Source organism: Aminobacter sp. P4_D5 (assembly GCF_056401815.1).
On sequence record NZ_JBFUIP010000066.1, the window covers coordinates 1 to 19,020 of the forward strand.

14 protein-coding genes are annotated in these 19,020 nt (G+C 62.8%); 2 read left to right on the top strand and 12 right to left on the bottom strand.

The genetic code is table 11. The features are described from left to right. A partial coding sequence (gene pepN / locus AC1DWF_RS15965; RefSeq protein ID WP_476841821.1) for an aminopeptidase N occupies positions 1-2,086 on the top strand: 2,086 nt, incomplete at its 5' end. A gap of 256 nt (positions 2,087-2,342) precedes the next feature. Further along, complete coding sequence (locus tag AC1DWF_RS15970; protein WP_476787485.1) at positions 2,343-4,673, top strand: PAS domain-containing sensor histidine kinase; 2,331 nt, start codon at positions 2,343-2,345, stop codon at positions 4,671-4,673. A gap of 88 nt (positions 4,674-4,761) precedes the next feature. On the opposite strand, the gene AC1DWF_RS15975 is transcribed toward AC1DWF_RS15970, so the two are convergent. From AC1DWF_RS15975 to AC1DWF_RS16030, 12 genes are all read right to left on the bottom strand, one after another. After that, positions 4,762-5,226 carry an EF-hand domain-containing protein gene (locus AC1DWF_RS15975; protein ID WP_476785517.1) on the bottom strand — a complete coding sequence of 155 codons (465 nt, stop codon included), beginning with the start codon at positions 5,224-5,226 and terminating at the stop codon, positions 4,762-4,764. Positions 5,227-5,295: 69 nt separating this feature from the next. After that, entirely contained in the window at positions 5,296-8,256 is a 2,961-nt protein-coding gene (locus tag AC1DWF_RS15980; protein WP_476787486.1) for a bifunctional [glutamine synthetase] adenylyltransferase/[glutamine synthetase]-adenylyl-L-tyrosine phosphorylase, read from the bottom strand. Next, on the bottom strand, positions 8,257-9,708 hold the full coding sequence (locus tag AC1DWF_RS15985; protein ID WP_476785519.1) for a sensor histidine kinase: 1,452 nt from the start codon (positions 9,706-9,708) through the stop codon (positions 8,257-8,259). Next, positions 9,708-10,382: a response regulator transcription factor gene (locus AC1DWF_RS15990; RefSeq protein ID WP_476787533.1), complete on the bottom strand. Its 675-nt coding sequence runs from the start codon at positions 10,380-10,382 to the stop codon at positions 9,708-9,710. The genes AC1DWF_RS15985 and AC1DWF_RS15990 overlap by 1 nt, the downstream gene beginning before the upstream one ends. 189 nt (positions 10,383-10,571) lie before the next feature. Continuing rightward, positions 10,572-12,104: a Do family serine endopeptidase gene (locus tag AC1DWF_RS15995; protein ID WP_476785478.1), complete on the bottom strand. Its 1,533-nt coding sequence runs from the start codon at positions 12,102-12,104 to the stop codon at positions 10,572-10,574. A gap of 118 nt (positions 12,105-12,222) precedes the next feature. Continuing rightward, on the bottom strand, positions 12,223-12,690 hold the full coding sequence (locus tag AC1DWF_RS16000; protein WP_476785477.1) for a cytochrome c-type biogenesis protein: 468 nt from the start codon (positions 12,688-12,690) through the stop codon (positions 12,223-12,225). Continuing rightward, a complete protein-coding gene (locus tag AC1DWF_RS16005; protein WP_476785476.1) occupies positions 12,687-14,675 on the bottom strand; it encodes a heme lyase CcmF/NrfE family subunit in 1,989 nt (662 codons plus the stop codon). The genes AC1DWF_RS16000 and AC1DWF_RS16005 overlap by 4 nt, the downstream gene beginning before the upstream one ends. Before the next feature lie 18 nt (positions 14,676-14,693). Next, on the bottom strand, positions 14,694-15,134 hold the full coding sequence (ccmE, locus tag AC1DWF_RS16010; protein ID WP_476785475.1) for a cytochrome c maturation protein CcmE: 441 nt from the start codon (positions 15,132-15,134) through the stop codon (positions 14,694-14,696). Positions 15,135-15,136: 2 nt separating this feature from the next. After that, a complete protein-coding gene (ccmI, locus tag AC1DWF_RS16015; protein ID WP_476787534.1) occupies positions 15,137-16,273 on the bottom strand; it encodes a c-type cytochrome biogenesis protein CcmI in 1,137 nt (378 codons plus the stop codon). Positions 16,274-16,373: 100 nt separating this feature from the next. Further along, positions 16,374-16,814, bottom strand: a complete 441-nt coding sequence (locus AC1DWF_RS16020) for a hypothetical protein (RefSeq protein WP_476786800.1) — start codon at positions 16,812-16,814, stop codon at positions 16,374-16,376. Positions 16,815-16,912: 98 nt separating this feature from the next. Further along, entirely contained in the window at positions 16,913-18,289 is a 1,377-nt protein-coding gene (locus tag AC1DWF_RS16025; protein WP_476787535.1) for an ATP-binding protein, read from the bottom strand. A gap of 46 nt (positions 18,290-18,335) precedes the next feature. Further along, entirely contained in the window at positions 18,336-19,001 is a 666-nt protein-coding gene (locus AC1DWF_RS16030) for a response regulator transcription factor (RefSeq protein WP_476787487.1), read from the bottom strand. Positions 19,002-19,020 lie beyond the last annotated feature (19 nt).

Below are 19,020 nucleotides of genomic sequence, written 5' to 3' on the forward strand. Positions count from 1 at the left end.
CCCCAAGCCGTCCTATCTGTTTGCGCTGGTCGCCGGCGACCTTGGCTCTATCAAGGACCGTTTCGTCACCGCCTCGGGCCGCTCGGTCGAGCTCGGCATCTATGTCGAGCATGGCAAGGAGAACCAGGCTGGCTATGCCATGGATTCATTGCGCCGCTCGATGAAATGGGACGAAGAGGTGTTCGGCTGCGAATACGATCTCGATGTCTTCAACATCGTTGCCGTGTCCGATTTCAACATGGGCGCGATGGAGAACAAGGGCCTCAACATCTTCAACGACAAGTATGTGCTTGCCGACGAGGAGACCGCGACCGACGCCGATTTCGCCAATATCGAGGCGATCATCGCGCATGAATATTTCCACAATTGGACAGGCAACAGAATCACTTGCCGCGACTGGTTCCAGCTTTGCCTGAAGGAAGGGCTGACCGTTTTCCGCGACCACGAATTCTCCGCCGACCAGCGCTCGCGGCCGGTCAAGCGCATCGCCGAGGTGCGTACGCTGCGCGCGCACCAGTTCCCCGAAGACCAGGGTCCGCTCGCCCATCCGGTCCGTCCGCGGCGCTATCGCGAGATCAACAACTTCTACACCGCGACCGTCTACGAAAAGGGCTCCGAGGTGGTGCGGATGATCCGCACCGTGCTGGGTGCGGAGCTGTTTCGCCAGGGCATGGACCTCTACTTCGAGCGTCATGATGGCGACGCCGCGACCATCGAGGATTTCCTGAAGGTGTTCGAGGATGTGTCGGGCCGCGACCTGTCACAGTTCGCGCTCTGGTATCACCAGGCCGGCACGCCGAACCTGAGCGTGACCACGGCGCACAACCCGGCAACCGCAGAGTTCACCATCGAGGTCGAGCAGTCGGTGCCGCCGACACCGTCGGAAAGCCGCAAGCGGCTGATGCATATTCCGCTCGCCTTCGGGCTTGTAGGTTCAGACGGCAAGGACATGGCCTTCGACGCGGCCGAGGGTGCGGCGGTCGAAAACGGCGTCATCCATGTCCGCAAGCGCAAGCATGTGGTGACGTTTTCGGGCGTTTCCGAACGCCCGGTGCTGTCGCTCAATCGCGGCTTCTCGGCGCCGATCACGCTCAGCATCGAGCAACGGCCGGAAGACCAGATCTTCCTCGCCTCGCATGACAGCGATGCGTTCTCGCGCTGGCAGGCATTCAACACGCTTCTGACCGACGCAACCATCGGCGCGTTCAAGAACATCCTTGGCGGCAAGCAGCCGCAGTTCGCAGGCGCGCTGACCGCGCTCGCCGGCCGCATCGCTGGCGACGACGCGCTGGAGCATGCCTTCCGGGCGCTGGCGCTGACCTTGCCGGGTGAAGCCGATATCGCGCGCGATATCGGCAAGAACATCGATCCCGACGCGATCTTTGCCGGACGCGAGGCGCTGGCCAGGAAGATCGCGGAGAGCAATAGCGGAGTCTTTTCGCAGCTTCACGGGGATTTGCGCATGTCGGGCGGCTTCTCGCCGGACGCTGCAAGTGCTGGCCGGCGCGCCTTGCGCAATATCCTGCTGGATTACCTCGCCATCCTGCCGGGCGGCGCGGCTCTCGCTTCCGAGCATTTCGCTGCCGCAACCAACATGACCGACCGTGCCGCAGCGCTTGCGGTGCTGGCGCATCGCCATGCCGGCTCGGCGGAAGCCAGGGCAGCGCTTACCGAATTCGACAAGCGCTACCGCAGCGACCCGCTGGTCATGGACAAATGGTTCATGATCCAGGCGACCGCGCCGGGCGCAGGAGCGGTCGAGGCGGTGAAAGCGCTGGTCGAGCACCCGGCCTTCTCGATCGCCAACCCCAATCGGGTGCGCTCGCTGATCGGCGGCTTCGCCAGCGCCAACCAGACCGGTTTCCACCGCGCCGACGGGGTGGGCTACACCTTCTTTGCCGAAACTGTGCTGACGGTCGAAAAGCGCAATCCGCAGGTCGCCGCACGCCTCGCCACTGCGCTACGGTCGTGGCGTTCGCTCGAACCGAACCGCCAGGCCAAGGCGCGCGCCGCACTGCTGTCGATCCAGGCCAAGGAAGGGCTGTCGGCGGATCTGCGCGACATCATCGAGCGCACGCTGGCCTGATCCAGAGCATGGAGGAATTCAGGCGAGGCCGACCTGACCTGAATTCTGTCATGTTCCAGAATGCGGCGGCTTTTCCGGGAGCCGCCGTTTGGCAAGCGCGATATGCGCATCCAATTCAGCAGCCTTTTAGCCGAATTTTAATCTTTTTCGCCCGCGCCACTGGACAAGGCGAATCAGCTTTGATTCTTTAGTGACGATTCGGAAGTACGGCGTATGCCGGATCAGCTACCAGGAAACGGGATTTGGGGAGCCATTTATGGCAAAGGCGGACGCGTGGGGCGCGCCCGATGAGACTGCTTTTGGCCGTCGCAGGCAAGCGCGTGGCGCTGGCTTGTCGGGCAATGCACGTCTTATCGCCGAGCCCGCCTACCGTCGGCTCCTTGCCGCCGAGCCCTTGCTCCGCCGCTCGATACCGACGCTGATCGTCATCTTCCTGATCGTCGTTGCCGGCACACGTGTCCTGTCGATGATGGCCTTGCGCGACGACGTCGAACGCAACGCCAAGGCGATCCTGGCGCTCTCAGCCGGCGAATTGGTCAACTCGCTGATGGTGGGTGCTACGGCCGACGTACCGCTCGCCGCCGCAAGCCAGGACCTGCTCGAACGCACCAGCCAGCAAGGCACGCTAAGCCGCAGCCACGTCATTGCGCTGACCGACCAGAACTTCCGCGTCATTGCGGTGAGCCCGCGGTCGACTGGTTGGCAAGGCCAGGCCCTCGACGCCATCGTCTCAGGCGGGCAACCGCTGTTCATGTTCGGTGACCGCGCCGGTGTGATGGAAGTTCGCATCGGTGGCCAGGACTGGCTGGCGGCAGTGAGCCTCGCCGACGGCAAGCGCGCAGCCGCTGCCGCCCTTGTCCCGCAAGAAGCGGTCTTCGCCGAATGGCGCAAGACGGTGTCGCTCAACGTCGCGCTGTTTGTGATGACAGCCGGCATCCTGATCCTCATCCTCTACGCCTATTTCAGCCAGGCGGCGCGCGCCCAGGCCGCCGATGGCATCTATCTCGAAGCGCATGAACGCATCGACCTCGCCCTTGTGCGCGGCAAATGCGGCCTGTGGGACTGGGACATGGTGCGCGGCAAGATGTACTGGTCGGGCTCGATGTATCAGCTGCTCGGCTATGAGGCCTGCGAGGCCATGCTGTCATTCGGCGAAGTGGCACGCATCATCCACCCCGAAGACGGCGACCTGTTCGAGCTCGCCAACCAGGTGGTGGCGCGCGAAGTCGACCATATCGACCGCGTGTTCCGCATGCGCCATGCCGATGGCCGCTGGGTGTGGATGCGCGCCCGCGCCCAGGTTATCGATCCCGAGGCGCCCGAAATCCAGATGACGGGCATTGCCGTCGACATTACCGAGCAGCGCCACCTCGCCTTGCGCTCGGAGGCTGCCGACCAGCGGCTGCGGGCGGCAATCGAAAACATCACCGAGTCCTTCGTGCTTTGGGATGCCAACGGCCGGCTGGTGATGTGCAATTCCAAGTATCAGCACGACAACGGCCTGAACGACCGCGACGTGCTGCCGGGCACAGCGCGTCAAGACCTCGAAGAGCGCATGGTCGCCTTCGCTTCGGAGCGGCGGCTGGCCAGCGCCAATGGCCCCCGCGCGGGTGCGACCTATGAACGCCAGCTGGCCGACGGGCGCTGGCTGCAGGTCAACGAACTGACCACGCGCGATGGCGGCCTAGTGTCGGTCGGGTCCGACATCACCCAGATCAAGCAGCACCAGGACAAGCTGATGGAAAGCGAACGGCGCTTGATGGCGACGATCCACGATCTCAGCCTGGCGCGGCGCTCGGAAGAAGAGCGTTCGCACGAACTGGTCGAGCTCAACCGCAAATACATGAAGGAAACCGAGCGCGCCGAGGCGGCCAACCGCGCCAAGTCGGAATTCCTCGCCAACATGTCGCATGAGCTTCGTACCCCGCTCAATGCGGTCATCGGCTTTTCGGAGCTGATGGAAGGGCGCCTGTTCGGACCGATGGGTTCGCCGCGCTACGAGGAATATGCCCGCGACATCAATTCCAGCGGCAAGTATCTTCTGGGCGTCATCAACGACATTCTCGACATGTCGAAGATCGAGGCTGGCCAGTTTTCGATGGACCGCGAGGAGATCGATCTTTGCCCGCTGATCCGCGAGACTGTTCGGGTGGTTTCGCTACAGGCTGCGCAAAAGTCGATCACCGTGGAGACGCAGATCGCCGATTCCATGACGCTGTTCGCCGACCGCCGGGCGGTCAAGCAGATCGTCATCAACCTTTTGTCGAACGCGGTGAAGTTCACCGGCGAGGGCGGACGCATTTCGGTCCGGGCGCGCAATGCTTCGGGCGCACTGACGCTCAGCATAGAAGACAATGGCTGCGGCATCCCGAAACATGCGCTGGGCAAGCTCGGCCGCCCGTTCGAGCAGGTGCAGAACCAATTCTCGAAAAACCACGCCGGCTCGGGCCTGGGCCTCGCCATCTCGCGCTCGCTGGCCGAGCTGCATGGCGGTGCGCTGAAGATCAGGTCGACCGAGGGCGTCGGCACGATCGTGTCGGTGCGTATCCCGGTGCGCCGCGTCGAACGCATGGCCAAGGCCGCCTGACAGCAGCGGCTTTGCGTTCAGCCACAGCTTGAATGGGGCGCTTGCCTTCTCGGGAATTTTTCCCCGAGAAGGCCGACTGGTGCCCTTCTTACTTCATGTCACCGCCGTCACGACCGCCGTGGCGGCCCTGACCGTTGTGACGCGGCAGCTCGTCCTTGGAGATCTTGCCGTCATCGTTGCGGTCCATCAGCGCAAACATCTTCTTTTCGCGCGCCTGGATGGCGTCGGTGGTCAAGGTGCCGTCGCTGTTGGCCGCGTAGCGCGACATGATGCGCTTGGCCATCTCTTCGAAGCGCGCCTTCTCCAGTGCCGCCGCAAGCTGCTCCACCGTGACCTTGCCGCCATTGTCGGCGACGATCTTCTTGATCTGGGTGTCCATGGCGGCAGAAAACTGGTCGAAGGTCAGGCTGCCGCCGGCATCCTTCATCGCCTTCTGGAGCCGCATCTTGCCCGGCCCTCGCATGCCATCGCCGTCATCTTGCTGAGCGTAGGCAGTGCCGGCAACACCGGCCAGGGCGATGAAGGCCAGCGCGAGTGTGGTGGACGTTTTCATGGTACTTCTCCTGTTGCACCGTTTACCCCCGATGCAGTTGGAAACGAGCCCGGCTTCCCACCGCCGGCATCATCGTCTCCCACGAAGCAGACGGTCGAAATGCGTTCTGACCTTCTGCGACGTCTCGTGAAGGTGCGCCTCGAGCACGCCGAAATCGGGCAGGTCGGTTGCCGCAAGCAGCAAGTCCGACAGTCCCGGCGGAACATCGTTCCGCTCGAACGCACCGGTGAGGCACAGCCTCGTCATCTGTGTGATTGCCAAATAGAGCGCATAGGCATCGACCAGGTGCTGGCGAGTCTGCGCGTCGGCAAAGGCAGGCGCAAGCCTGTGGAGCGTGTCCGCCGTGCCCGTGGCATGGCCCTGCCCTTCGATCTTGCCAGTCAGCACCGCGACCTGTGCGATGAACTCCAGGTCGATCAAACCGCCTGGCACGAGCTTGATGTCCCACAGATCCTGCGGCGGCTTTTCGTCCTCGATCATTTGGCGCATGTCGCGCGCCTCGGCGACAACCTTGGCCGCATCGCACGGCAAAGCGATGATGGCGGCAACCTCGATTTCAACCTCATTGCACAATGAAGCATCGCCGGCGATCGGGCGGGCACGGGTCAGGGCCATATGCTCCCAGGTCCAGGCGTCCTCGCGCTGATACTTGCGGAAAGATGAGATGTGGGTCGCAACGGGCCCCTTGTTGCCAGATGGGCGCAGCCTGAGGTCGAGCTCGTAGAGCACACCTTCGGCAGTTGGCGCGGAAACAGCCGCGATCAGACGCTGGGTCATGCGCGCGTAATAGTGCGAAGGGGCAAGCGGCCTTTCGCCGTCCGACTCATCGGCATGCTCGTCGTGGTCGTAGAGCAGGATCAGATCGACATCAGAGCCGGCGGTCAGTTCGCGGCTGCCGAGCTTGCCCATGCCAAGGATGGTCACACGCCCGCCAGCGACCTTGCCATGCCGCCGCGCGAACTCGGCCTCGACGGCTTCAAGGGCGGCCCCAACGGTCAGGTCGGCGAGGTCGGAAAATGCCTTTCCAGCGCGTGCGGAGTCGATCGCGCCGGCAAGCAGCCTGACACCGATGAGGAACTTCTGCTCAGAGGCAAAGATGCGCAGGCGGTCGAGCACTTCCTCGTAGAGCCGAGTGCTTTCGAGAAAAGCCGACAGGCGCGCGGCAAGATAGGCGCGGTCCGGCAGCTCGGACAGCAATGCCGGATCGAGCAGGCCGTCGAAGACATGCGGGCGGCGCGTGATGATCCCGGCAAGGCGCGGTGCCGCGCCCATGATGGTGGCCAGAAGCTTGAGCAGCGCTGGATTGGACTGGAGCAGCGAAAACAACTGGATGCCGGCGGGAAGGCCGGCGAGGAACTCATCGAAGCGCATCAGCGCCTCATCGGCGCGGCGGGTCTTGCCGAAAGCTTCGAGCAGTGCCGGCGTGAGTTCGGTCAGGCGCTCGCGCGCTTCGGCCGACTGGGTGGCGCGGTAGCGGCCGAAATGCCAGCTGCGGATGACGCGGCAAATGTCGGACGGACGCTGGAAGCCGAGCTGGCGCAGCGTGTGCAACGTATCAGGGTCGTCGACATCGCCGGTGAAGACGAGATTGCCGACGCCGGACGAGAGCTCGGGCGCTGCCTCAAATAGCGCCGCATAGTGCCGCTCTACCTCCTGCAGCGACGCCCGGAAGGCCTTCGAAAAGGCTTCGGCGTCGGTGAAGGCAAGCATGTGGGCGATGCGGGCCAGGCCCTCGTCATCTTCCGGCAAGGTGTGCGTCTGCTCATCGGCGACCATCTGGATGGCGTGCTCAACCCGGCGCAGGAACCAGTATTGCCGCTCAAGCGCGTCGCGGGCCTCCATCGTGATCCAGCCGCGCACCGCAAGCTGGTCGAGCATCGGCACCGTGGCGCGGCCACGCAGTTCGGGGAAGCGACCGCCGGCGATGAGTTGCTGGGTCTGGACGAAAAACTCGATCTCGCGGATGCCGCCACGCCCGAGCTTGACGTTGTGGCCTTTGACCGCGACTTCGCCATGGCCCTTGTGGGCATGGATCTGGCGCTTGATCGAATGCACGTCGGCGATGGCCGCATAGTCCATGTACTTGCGCCAGACATAGGGCTGCAGCTCTTTCAGGAAGGCCTCGCCGGCAGCGATGTCTCCGGCGACAGGACGCGCCTTGATCATCGCTGCGCGTTCCCAGTTCTGGCCGCGGCTCTCGTAATAATGCAGCGCGGCGTGGATCGAGATCGCCAGCGGCGTCGAGCCCGGATCTGGACGCAGGCGCAGATCGGTGCGGAAGACGTAGCCGTGCTCGGTGCGGTCCTGCATGATGCGGACCAGCCGCCGGGTCAGGCGCGCGAACAGCTCGGTCGCTTCGTACGGATCAACGATCGCCGGTGCCTCGGGATCGAAGAAGACGACGAGATCGATGTCGGAGGAAAAATTCAGCTCATGGGCGCCGAGCTTGCCCATGCCGAGCAGGATCCAGCCGGAGCCAATTGTCGGGTTTTCGGGATCGGGCAGCTTGAGCTTGCCCTGTCCATGCGCGTCGCTGAGCAGGAAGTTCACTGCAGCGCTGGTGCACAGATCGGCCAAATCGCTCAACCGGCGCACGCTGAGCTCGGCGTCGGCCTCGCCTGCGAGATCAGCGAGTGCAATGAGAAAATGCGCCTCGCCCTTCAGCCGGCGCAGTTGCATCATCAAGGTGGCCTCAGTCATGCCAGCCTCGCGCGGGATGGCCGCAATCGCCTCGCCGATCGCCTGAAGCCGTTCCGTAACGCTCTGGTCGAACAGCCGATCAAGCATCTCCGGCTGCCGGCGAGCGCTGGCCCGCATGAATTCGGAAAGATCAAAAACCGCGGCCAGGAAATCCTGAGCAGATCCGTCGGCTTTCAGGAAAGCAGCGAGCCTATCGAACCCCTCCTCCTTGGCGACGCTCGCCAACTCGAGCATCTCGCGCCGGGCGCGCTCCGGATCGAGCGGCGCGACACTGGCCACAGGCTCCAGCTGCCATTCGGTCGCTGATTTCCGTGCGGCCACGCTTTTCATCTATTCGTCCTTCGATCCGGGAAAGCTCATCAGGACCGATAATCCGGGATTGCCGGGCAAAAGATCAAGGCGGCCGTTGTGAAACTTCATCACGGCTTTGGCGAGACTGAGCCCAAGCCCGGAACCCGGCTGCGACCGGCTCTGTTCCAGCCTCACGAAACGCTCGGTGGCACGCATCCGATCACCTTCGTCGGGAATGCCAAGGCCATTGTCGGCGACCAGCAGGCGAACCTCGTCGCCCTCGCGTCGGAGCGTCACGCTGACGTGCGGCGCCTCAACCGAGCCGGCGGAATACTTGATGGCGTTGTCAACGACGTTGGACAATGCCTGGGCGATCAGTTCGCGATTGCCGCTGATCATGAACTCGCCGTCAATCGCAGCCTCAAGACCAACACCCAGTTCCTCGGCGACCGGCTCATAAAGCTCGACAACGTCGTGAACGACGGCGGCAAGGTCCACCTTGGCCAGGGATTCGGCGGAATAGCCGGCCTCCAGCCGCGAGATCATCAAGATGGCGTTGAAGGTGCGGATAAGCTGGTCGGACTCAGCGATCGTGCCTTCCAGCACCTCGCGGTAGTCGGCCCCCGTCTTCTTGCCCGACAGTGCCGCCTCGGCCCGGTTGCGCAGGCGCGTCAGCGGCGTCTTGAGGTCATGGGCGATGTTGTCGGAGACCTGTTTCAGCCCGTCATTGAGATGGGCGATACGGGCCAGCATGACATTGAGGTTTTCGGCGAGCCGGTCGAACTCATCACCCGCCCCTGTGACCGGCAGGCGGCCGCTCAGATCGCCGGCCATGATGCGCCGGCCGGCCTCCGAAACGCCATCGATGTGCTTGAGCGCGCGACGGCCAACGAAATACCAGATCAGCAGGCCGCCAAAGCCCATCATGCCAAGCGCGACCATCAGCGCCTTTTGTATCACTTCCCGGAACCGTTCCGGCTCGCCAAGATCGCGGCCGACCATCAGCAGCATCTGGTTGGGAAGCCGCAGCACCACCGCAATGGCGTTGTGTCGCTCCTCGGTCACCGCTTCCGACTCCGTTTTTTCGGCAACCGCCGGCGGACGCCTGCCAGCGACTTCACCGTAGCGTTCGTAAGAGAACGGCAGTTCTGTCCAGCCTTCACGCTGGAGCACGCCGGGCTGGATGCCCTGGACGTTGCCCGACAGGATCTGGCCGTTGGGGTCGGCAAGCAGATAGAGATTGGCGCCCGGCTGCCTGGCACGCTGTTCGACCACCCGCACGAGCGTGGGGATACCGCCGCGCTGGTAGGCGCGGGCAAGGCCGAGCACTTCTTCGTTGATGGTTTCCTGCGTCTGCATCATCAGCATGCGCGCCGACAGCGACGTCATGTAAAAGACCAGCAGGACGGCACAAAGAGCAAAAAGCAGCAGATAGAGCGCCGAGAGCCGCGCTGCTGTGGTTTTCATAATGGCCGGCAGTCTGAACGCCATCAACCTGCCTTGAGCATATAGCCAGCGCCGCGAATGGTGTGCAGGATCGGCGTTTCAAATCCCTTTTCGATCTTGCCGCGCAGCCGCGATATGTGGACGTCGATCACATTGGTCTGCGGATCGAAATGATAGTCCCAGACGTTTTCGAGCAGCATGGTGCGGGTGACCACCTGGCCGGCATGGCGCATCAGATATTCGAGCAGCCGGTACTCGCGCGGCTGCAGCGTGATTTCCTGGGAGCCGCGGCGCACCGTGTGGGACAGCCGGTCGAGTTCGAGATCGCCGACGCGATAGACCGTCTCGGATTCGCGGGCGGGCGCGCGCCTGTTGAGCACTTCGACCCGCGCGAGCAGTTCGGAGAAAGCATAAGGCTTGGTGAGATAGTCATCGCCGCCGGCGCGCAAGCCCGTCACACGGTCATCGACCTCGCCAAGCGCCGACAAGATCAGAACCGGTGTTGTGTTGCCTCGCGACCGCAGCCCGGCAATCACCGAAAGACCATCGCGCCTTGGCAGCATGCGGTCAACGACCATGACGTCGTATTCGGCAGCATCGGCAAGGGCGAAACCTGAATCGCCGTCGCCCGCGACATGGGCAGTATGGCCGGCTTCCGCGAAAGCCTTCTGCATATAGTCGGCCGCCTCGCGGTCATCTTCGATGACAAGAATCTTCATGCCATCGTTATACGCGATTTTGCCGGATATCAGAGGCGACATGTCGTTTCCTCCAAAGATTGAAGTGGCAGCGGGCGATGGGAGCCCGCTGCCACCGGGGCCGGAATCGAAGACTGACAAACTATCCGGCGCCGTCACTTTCCGTCGGGCGGCTCGGGGGTGATGAAACCGCCCGACAGGAGTGATCGGTCAGCCCTGATTGACAGGCAGGGCCACGAAGCGGTTGCTGTTTTCGCGGCTGATCTGGAAGAGGACGGCTTTGCGGCCCGCCTTTTCCGCCTGACTAAGCGCCTGTGTCACATCGGCAGGTGAAGTGACTTCGGCCGAATTCACGGCGGTGATGATGTCACCTGCCTGGATACCGCGATCGGCAGCGTCGCTAGAGGGGTCAACGTCCGTCACCACGAGGCCCTTGCCATCTTCCGAACGCGTGACCGTCAGACCGAGATCGGCAAGCGAGCTGGGTTCGCCGGGTGCCGAAGGCTGGTCCGCCGAGGCCTGCTTGTCCGAACCCGGAAGCGTGCCGAGGTCGACGTTGACGTTTTCCATCTTGCCGTTGCGCCAGACGGTGACGGCAACCGCCTTGCCAGGCGTGACAGCGCCGATCAGACGGGCGAGTTCCCTCGGAGAGGCGACCTCTTGCCCGTTGACCTGGGTGATGACGTCACCAGCGACTATACCCGCCTTCTTGGCCGGGCCGGTGTCCTGGGCGCTCGAAACGAGTGCACCCTTCTCGCCCTTGAGGCCGAGGGACTCCGCAATGTCGGAAGTGACAGGCTGGATTTCCACGCCGAGCCAACCACGCTGGACGCTGCCATTTTTCATCAGATCCTGAACCACCTGCTTGGCGGTAGAGGCTGGGATCGCAAAGGCGATACCGACGCTGCCACCCGACGGCGAGAAGATGGCGGTGTTGATGCCGACCACTTCGCCATTGAGGTTGAAGGCAGGACCACCTGAATTGCCGCGGTTCACCGCAGCGTCGATCTGCAGGAAGTCGTCATAAGGGCCAGCGCCGATATCACGGCCGCGCGCCGAAACGATGCCGGCGGTGACGGTACCGCCGAGCCCGAATGGATTGCCGACTGCAACGACCCAGTCGCCGACCCTGATCTTCGCGTCGTCAGCAAAGCTGACATAGGTGAACTTTGTGCTGGCATCGACCTTGAGCACGGCGAGGTCGGTGCGCGGATCAGTGCCGATCAGCTTGGCATCATATTCCTTGCCGTCGCTAGCGACGACGGAATAGGCAGTGCCATCGGCAACGACGTGGTTGTTGGTGACCAGATAGCCGTCGTCAGAGATGAAGAAGCCCGATCCTTGTGCGACAGGCCGCGGTTTCTGGCTGCCGTCGCGCTGGCCGAACTTCTGACGATTCTGGTTCTGGCCGTTGCCGTCCTGCCCGCGGAAGAAGCGCTTCAGCGGATGATTGTCCGGCAAATTGTCAAAACCCTGCTGGTTGGAAAACGGCGAAGAGCCGGTATCGGCAGCCGGGTCGATCCTCGCCTTGACCTGAACGCTCACAACTGCCGGCGAAACATGCTCGACAACGTCGGCGAAGCTCGGGACCTGCGGTGCATTGACGTTTACTGCGTCAGCATAAACTGGGAGGGTTCCACTGGTCACGGCGCCGAAACCAATCGCCCCTACAAGGGCAAGGGATGCGGCGGCGGCCAGGAGACGCTTGCGCGAACGCGAAAGGGAATTTGGGGCGGTGCTCATTGTCTCTGATCCTCATGAACGGGATGCATTGGTTCCGCATCCGATGGATCAAGAGATAGAGAGACTCACATTACGGCACCATTTCCGAGGGATGAAACTTTGGTAATGTTGAGCTTGCTCAGGCGTCCTTGCGCAGAATAGATTCGAGCGCTTCTTGCTCGTCCTTCGTCAAGGCATCCGGCTCCTGCCTGCGCCGCGAACGGGCCGACAGGAACACAAATGTGCCACCACCGAGCAGCAGCAGGACTGGCGTTCCCCAGAGCAAGGCGTTGCGCAGGTTGAAGCGCGGCTTCAACAGCACGAACTCGCCGTAGCGGGAGACGATGTAGTCCATCACCTGCTCGTCGCTGTCGCCAGTGACAAGCCGCTCGCGCAGCAGCACGCGCAGGTCGGCGGCCAGTTCGGCGTCTGATTCGTCAATGGACTGGTTCTGGCAGACCATGCAACGCAGCTCTTCAGACAGCAGCCGCGCCCGGGCCTCAAGCTTCGGATCGGCGAGCATCTCGCTAGGCTTCACGGCAAGCGCCGTGCCCGCGAAGAGGAACGTGGCGAGGAACCCTGCGATTGCCGGCAGTTTCATCTTCATGAGGCGACCGGCACAGGTTTGGCTTGGCCGGACTTGCGTCGCGCCGGCGCACCGACGCGGAGACGACGATCCATCAGCGATATGAAACCGCCAAGCATCATTACCAACGAGCCGCCCCAGATCAAGGTGACCAACGGCTTCCACCAGACCCGCACGACCACCGAGCCATTGCCGGTTTCGTCGCCAAGCGAGACGTAGAGCTGGCTCAGCCAAATGGTCTTGATGCCAGCTTCGGTGGTCGGCATCTGGCGTACCGGATAGAAGCGCTTGGACGACACGATCTCAGCGAAAGGCTGGCCGTTGGCGCCAAGCAGCGAGAAACGGCCTTGGTCCTCGGTGAAGTTCGGCCCACGCATAGGCGTCAGTCCGTTGAACCGCAGATGGTGGCCGGAAATCTCCAGCACCTGCCCCGGCTTCATGACCAGGATCGCCTCTTTCTGGAACGACAACACCCCAACGATGCCAAGCAATGTCAGCCCAAGGCCAAGATGTGCCAGCGCCGTACCGAAAACCGAGCGCGGAAGGCCAAGGAAGCGGTGCAGCGCCACGTTCGGCGCGACGTTGCCGATGCCAGACTTCAGCGCGACGTCGGTCAATGCGCCAAGCACGAGCCAGGTCGCAAGGCCGGCACCAAGGGCAGCGAACACCGATGCGCCATCGATGAACAGGAAGGTGACCAGGACAACCGCAAGTGCGGCGCCAAAGGCGAACATGAGTCGCTGGGCGACGGCAGCGACATCGCCACGCTTCCAGGCAAGCAGCGGTCCGAACGGCACGACCGCCAGAAGCGGTATCATCAGCGGGCCGAAGGTCAGGTTGAAGAACGGCTCGCCGACCGAAATCTTGTCGCCGAACAGGGCCTCGACCACCAGCGGATAAAGCGTTCCGATCAGCACTGTCGCAGTCGCGGTGGTCAGGAACAGGTTATTGAGCACCAGCGCGCCTTCGCGCGAGATCGGATGGAAGATGCCTCCCACCGTCAGCGTCGACGCGCGCAGTGCAAACAGCGCCAGCGAACCGCCGATGAACAGCGTGAGAATGCACAGGATAAAGACACCGCGGCTCGGGTCACTGGCAAAGGCATGCACCGAGGTCAACACACCCGAGCGGACAAGGAAGGTGCCCAGCAACGACAGCGAGAACGTCAGGATGGCAAGCAGCAGCGTCCAGATCTTCAGCGCCGAGCGCTTTTCCATGACGATAGCCGAGTGCAGAAGTGCGGTGCCGGCAAGCCAAGGCATGAAGGAGGCGTTTTCGACCGGATCCCAGAACCAGAAGCCGCCCCAGCCGAGCTCGTAATAGGCCCAGTAGGAACCCATGGCGATACCGCCGGTCAAAAACACCCAGGCAGCAAGCGTCCATGGGCGTACCCAGCGCGCCCAAGCGGCATCGATGCGGCCCTCGATCAGGGCTGCAACAGCAAACGAAAAACAGACCGAAAAGCCGACATAACCGAGATAAAGCAACGGCGGATGGACTGCGAGGCCAATGTCCTGAAGGATCGGATTGAGATCCTTGCCTTCGATCGGCGCCGGTACCAGGCGGGCAAACGGATTCGACGTGATCAGGATGAAGAGCAGGAAGGCCGTGCCGATCCAGCCCTGGACGGCAAGCACGTTTGCTCGAAGCGTCGCCGGAAGATTGGCGCCGAAGGCCGCGACCAATGCACCGAAGAAGCTGAGGATCAGGACCCACAGCAACATCGAGCCTTCGTGGTTGCCCCAGGTGCCGGTGAACTTGTAGATCATCGGCTGAAGGGAATGCGAGTTCTCCCAGACATTGACGAGCGAGAAGTCCGACTGGACATAGGCCATGGTCAGCACGGCAAAAGACAGGGCGATCATGGCAAATCCGGTGACTGTCACCGGCCCGCCAACCGCCATCAGCCTGGCGTCGCCCTTGTAGGCTCCGTAAAGCGGCACCAGCGACTGCACCAGCGACAGAGCGAGCGCCAGGATAAGCGCGAAGTGACCCATCTCGACCATGTCAGCGCCGTCCGACGTTCATTGCGTGGTTTCCTGCCAGACGCCCTTTGCCTTCAGGCTATCGGCGACTTCCCTGGGCATATAGTTCTCGTCATGTTTTGCCAGCACGCTATCGGCGACAAACTCACCGTCTGAGCCGAAGCTGCCCTCGGTGATCACGCCCTGCCCTTCCCGAAACAGATCGGGCAGGATGCCAGTGTAGCGCACTTTCACCGTTTTTTCGGAGTCGGTCACGCCGAATTCAACCTGGGTTCCCTGCCCGCGCACGATGGAGCCATTTTCGACGAGACCACCGAGCCGAATCCGCTGGCCCGGCTGCAAGGTCGCTGCCTGCAAATCCGCCGGCATGTAGAAATAGGAGGCTTTCTGGCCGAGCGCGTAAAAGGTCAGGGCCGTTGCCGCGCCCAAGAAGGCCAGCGCGCCCGCAATCACCGATAGCCGTTTTTGTTTACGGGTCATGCCTACTCCGTGACTTTCAGGCCAAGCGAGCCAGCCAGTTCGGAAAGCTTGCGGCCGTCTTCGCTGTCACGGCCAAGTGCGGTATAGGCGCGACCAAGCGCGTCCTGGGCCAGATCGGTCTTGCCGAGCACCTGATATGAACGCACCAGTCGCAGCCATCCTTCCGGATCGCGAGGGTTCTGGCGCAGCTTTTCGTCCAGCGTTGCGACCATGCCCTCGATCATCGTCGTGCGGTCGCCGGACGACATGGACGCAGCAGCGTCGATGTCGTCCTGCTTGGGTCCGGGACCGGCAACTGCCTCATCGGCCGGTGCGGTGCGACCTTCGGCCTGGGCGATCGCCTGTTCAGTTACTGGTCGCCATGGCGAGTCGGCCGGCAGGCCCACGGCCATCTGACGCCAGGCGGTGGCCGCCTCGGCAACCTTGCCTTCCTGGGCAAGCGCCAAGCCAAGGAAATAGCGCGCCTTGGGATTGGCTGGCTCGAATTTGAGCGCGGCTTCGAAGGCCATTCGCGCGTCCGCAGTAACGATTCCGCCCGAGGAACCGGCAATCGCCTCGCCAAGGCCAGCTTCGCGGGCAGCTGTCGAGCCTTCGATACGGATGGCGTTGCGATAGGCTGTGACCGCGTCATCGGCCCGGCCCATCCTGAGATAGACGGGTGCCAGCACATCCCAGCCGCGTCCGTCCGACGGGTTCGCGACAAGATGCGCCTCGGCGCGGGCGATCAATTCGTCAACGGAACTGTCCGCCGGCTTCTGCGAAAGGCGCGCGCTCAAAGGCTGCGACGGCACGTCCGGCGAGCCGATCGCGGTGTAAATGCTCCAGCTCAGCAACGGAACGGCGAGCACGGCGATGACGCCGACCAGCCGCGAGGAGAGCTGAGGTTCGTTCTTCGACTTCGGCGCCCCATCGGCATCAAGCTTGATGATGCGGCGTGCGATCTCGGCCCGCGCTTGTTCGGCGTCGGATGGAGCAATGAGCCCGCGCGCGGCGTCCCTGTCGACTTCGCCAAGCTGGTCGCGATAAACTTCAAGGTCGTGGCTGGCGTCGGCTTCGCCTTCGGCCTGCCGCGTCAACGGCAACAGAACCGCAAGGCTCGCACCAAGTGTCAGTACAGCAGCTATGACCCAGAACAACATGCTCACCTAAATAGCCAGCAGCCACCAAGCTGCCAACATCTTCGTCCTGCGGCTTATTGACGGTTCAGGATGTTTTGCCAAAGCAACAACGCGTGAGAACTTAGGTCAGCGGCGTCCAGCTGCCGTCAGCGTTGCGACAGGCCGTTCCGCGCGCGGTCAGTGGCGTTCCGGTGGTGAACACGGTCTGCGAGTATTGCCGGCAGTCCTGCGAGCCGACGCGATACGGCTGTGCTGCGACAACTTCGCCCGAGCGACCCTCGCCCTTCCAGGCAACCGTCTGCCCGCCCTGACCATATTCCAGCGCACGATACTCGGCTTCGAGCGCCTTGCGCCGGTCGCCGTCACTCAAGCCGCCGCCGATCGAGCCGCCAATCAGCCCACCATCCATGGCCGTGATGATACGCGTCGCGACCTTGCCGCTAGAGGCCGAGCTGTCTCCACCGCCGAGCGACGGAACAATCCCGCTGCCGCTACCCAAACCGGAGGTTGTGCAGCCGGAGCCAGCCAGCATTCCCGCAACCAGTGCCACCCTTAGTCTCATGCTCATCACCGGTCCCGAATTTGCGTCCGCTTACAAGGGCTTGGCGCCGCGTTAGATTGCATCTTTGGCCGAAATGGGGCCGATTCGGCCAGCCATTTCTACTGCACTCCGCGCAACTCTACGATGGCCTTCAGTCCCCCCATCGCCGATCGCTCCAATCGAAGCGTGCCGCCATACTCCTTGACCAGATCAGCGACGATGGCGAGGCCAAGGCCCGTACCTGGCTTGGTCTCGTCGAGACGCTTGCCACGCTGGAGCGCCTCGCGTGCCTTTTCCTCCGGAATTCCTGGCCCGTCATCTTCGATCAGGATCGAAAACCGTGGCGGCTCCTCGGCCACGGGCGCCGCTGTCTCGACCGAAACCTTGACGGCACTGTGCGCCCATTTCATTGCATTTTCGAGCAGGTTGCCGACAACTTCCTCGAGATCTTCGCGCTCGCCTGCGAACACAACCTCGGTCGCCGGCAGGTTCAGGGAGAAAGTTGCGCCACGCGAGAGCTTTTCCATCACCCGCACCATGCGCTGCAGCAGCGGCGCGACCGGCGTGCGATAGACAACGCTTTCCCGCTGCGCGGCAACCCGGGCCCGCTGAAGATAATGATCAATCTGCATTTGCATCGCGGCGGCATGGTCAGCAATGAGCTGCCCTTTGGGGCCGCCCAGAGCACGCCCCTCGTTGAGCATCACCGCAAGCGGTGTTTTCAGCGAATGCGCAAGATTGCCGACCTGGGTTCGCGACCGCTCGACGATACGGCGGTTGTTTTCGATCAGCGCATTGGTCTCATTTGCGAGCGGCTGGATCTCGGCAGGAAAACGTCCGGTGAGGCGCTGGGCGGTGCCCTCTCGGACCATGGCGAGCGCGTTGCGCACCCGCGTCAGCGGCTGCAGGCCAAGCAGGATCGCAATCGCGTTGATTGCGATCATGCCAAAGCCGAACAGCGACAAATAGGTGAACAAGCGCCATTCAAAGCCGGTGATCTCATCTTCGAGCTCGGTGCGATTGCCCATGACACGGAAGCGCCCGATGCGGTTTTGCGAATCCAGCACAAACTCGCTCTCGAAAACCTCAAGCTCCTCGCCGCCAATGCCCGCGACGCGGTAATGGCGCTGAAACTCGGCGTTGAATGGAACTTCATCGGCACTCGGCGAAGCGATCGGCTCGGTCATCGACGAGGAACGCAGCTGGCCGACAAGCCCCTTGGAAACCGGCTCGACAGACCAGTACCAGCCCGATTCCGGCTCGGAGAAGCGAAGGTCGCCGAGATCAGGGCCTCCGGTCAGCGTGCCGCTATCGGACACGCCGACAGAGCCAATGAGGTTGAAGAGATGCGCCGACAGCAGGCTGTCGAAGCCGCGTTCGCTGGTCTGGCGATAGAGCGAGCTGATGACGGTGAAGATCAAGGCGAATGCCAGGATCGCCCAGACCGTCGAAAAAGCGATAACGCGGAATGCCAGCGAGCGTGGGCCTAGACCCAGCACGTAGCGCTTCCAGCGACCCAGTCGTTTGCGAAGCTTTTCCGCCTTACGCCTCCGGCTCGCGCATGCGGTAGCCCATACCGCGGACGGTTTCGATCATGTCGATGCCCATCTTCTTGCGAAGGCGGCCGACAAACACTTCGATGGTGTTGGAATCCCTGTCGAAATCCTGGTCGTAGAGATGCTCGACCAGCTCGGTGCGGGAGACCACGTCGCCCATATGATGCATGAGATAGGCGAGCAGCCGGAACTCGTGCGACGTCAGCTTCAGCGGCACGCCATTGACGTCGGCCTTCGACGCCTTGGTGTCGAGCCTTACGGGGCCGCAAGAAAGCTCCGAGGAGGCGTGGCCGGCGGCGCGACGGATCAACGCCCTCACCCGAGCCAGAACTTCTTCGATATGGAACGGCTTGGTCACATAATCATCGGCGCCGGCGTCGATGCCGGCAACCTTGTCGCTCCAGCGGTCGCGCGCGGTCAGCATCAGAACCGGCATCTTGCGGCCTTCGCGGCGCCAGCGTTCGACAACGCTGATGCCGTCCATCTGCGGCAGACCTATATCGAGCACGATCGCGTCATATGGCTCGGTATCGCCGAGGAAATGCCCTTCTTCGCCGTCAAAGGCCTTGTCGACGACATAGCCGGCGTCGGTTAGCGCCTCGGAGATCTGGCGGTTCAGGTCCTTGTCATCTTCGACGACGAGTATGCGCATGCGTTTTTGCGACCAGTGG

Coding starts and splice junctions, on each gene's coding strand:
- AC1DWF_RS16020 (WP_476786800.1), bottom strand. CDS start 16,814: ATGAGACTAAGGGTGGCACTGGTTGCGGGAATGCTGGCTGGCTCCGGC.
- ccmI (WP_476787534.1), bottom strand. CDS start 16,273: ATGTTGTTCTGGGTCATAGCTGCTGTACTGACACTTGGTGCGAGCCTT.
- AC1DWF_RS15995 (WP_476785478.1), bottom strand. CDS start 12,104: ATGAGCACCGCCCCAAATTCCCTTTCGCGTTCGCGCAAGCGTCTCCTG.
- AC1DWF_RS16005 (WP_476785476.1), bottom strand. CDS start 14,675: ATGGTCGAGATGGGTCACTTCGCGCTTATCCTGGCGCTCGCTCTGTCG.
- AC1DWF_RS15990 (WP_476787533.1), bottom strand. CDS start 10,382: ATGAAGATTCTTGTCATCGAAGATGACCGCGAGGCGGCCGACTATATG.
- ccmE (WP_476785475.1), bottom strand. CDS start 15,134: ATGACCCGTAAACAAAAACGGCTATCGGTGATTGCGGGCGCGCTGGCC.
- AC1DWF_RS15975 (WP_476785517.1), bottom strand. CDS start 5,226: ATGAAAACGTCCACCACACTCGCGCTGGCCTTCATCGCCCTGGCCGGT.
- AC1DWF_RS16000 (WP_476785477.1), bottom strand. CDS start 12,690: ATGAAGATGAAACTGCCGGCAATCGCAGGGTTCCTCGCCACGTTCCTC.
- AC1DWF_RS16030 (WP_476787487.1), bottom strand. CDS start 19,001: ATGCGCATACTCGTCGTCGAAGATGACAAGGACCTGAACCGCCAGATC.
- AC1DWF_RS15970 (WP_476787485.1), top strand. CDS start 2,343: ATGGCAAAGGCGGACGCGTGGGGCGCGCCCGATGAGACTGCTTTTGGC.
- AC1DWF_RS15985 (WP_476785519.1), bottom strand. CDS start 9,708: ATGGCGTTCAGACTGCCGGCCATTATGAAAACCACAGCAGCGCGGCTC.
- AC1DWF_RS15980 (WP_476787486.1), bottom strand. CDS start 8,256: ATGAAAAGCGTGGCCGCACGGAAATCAGCGACCGAATGGCAGCTGGAG.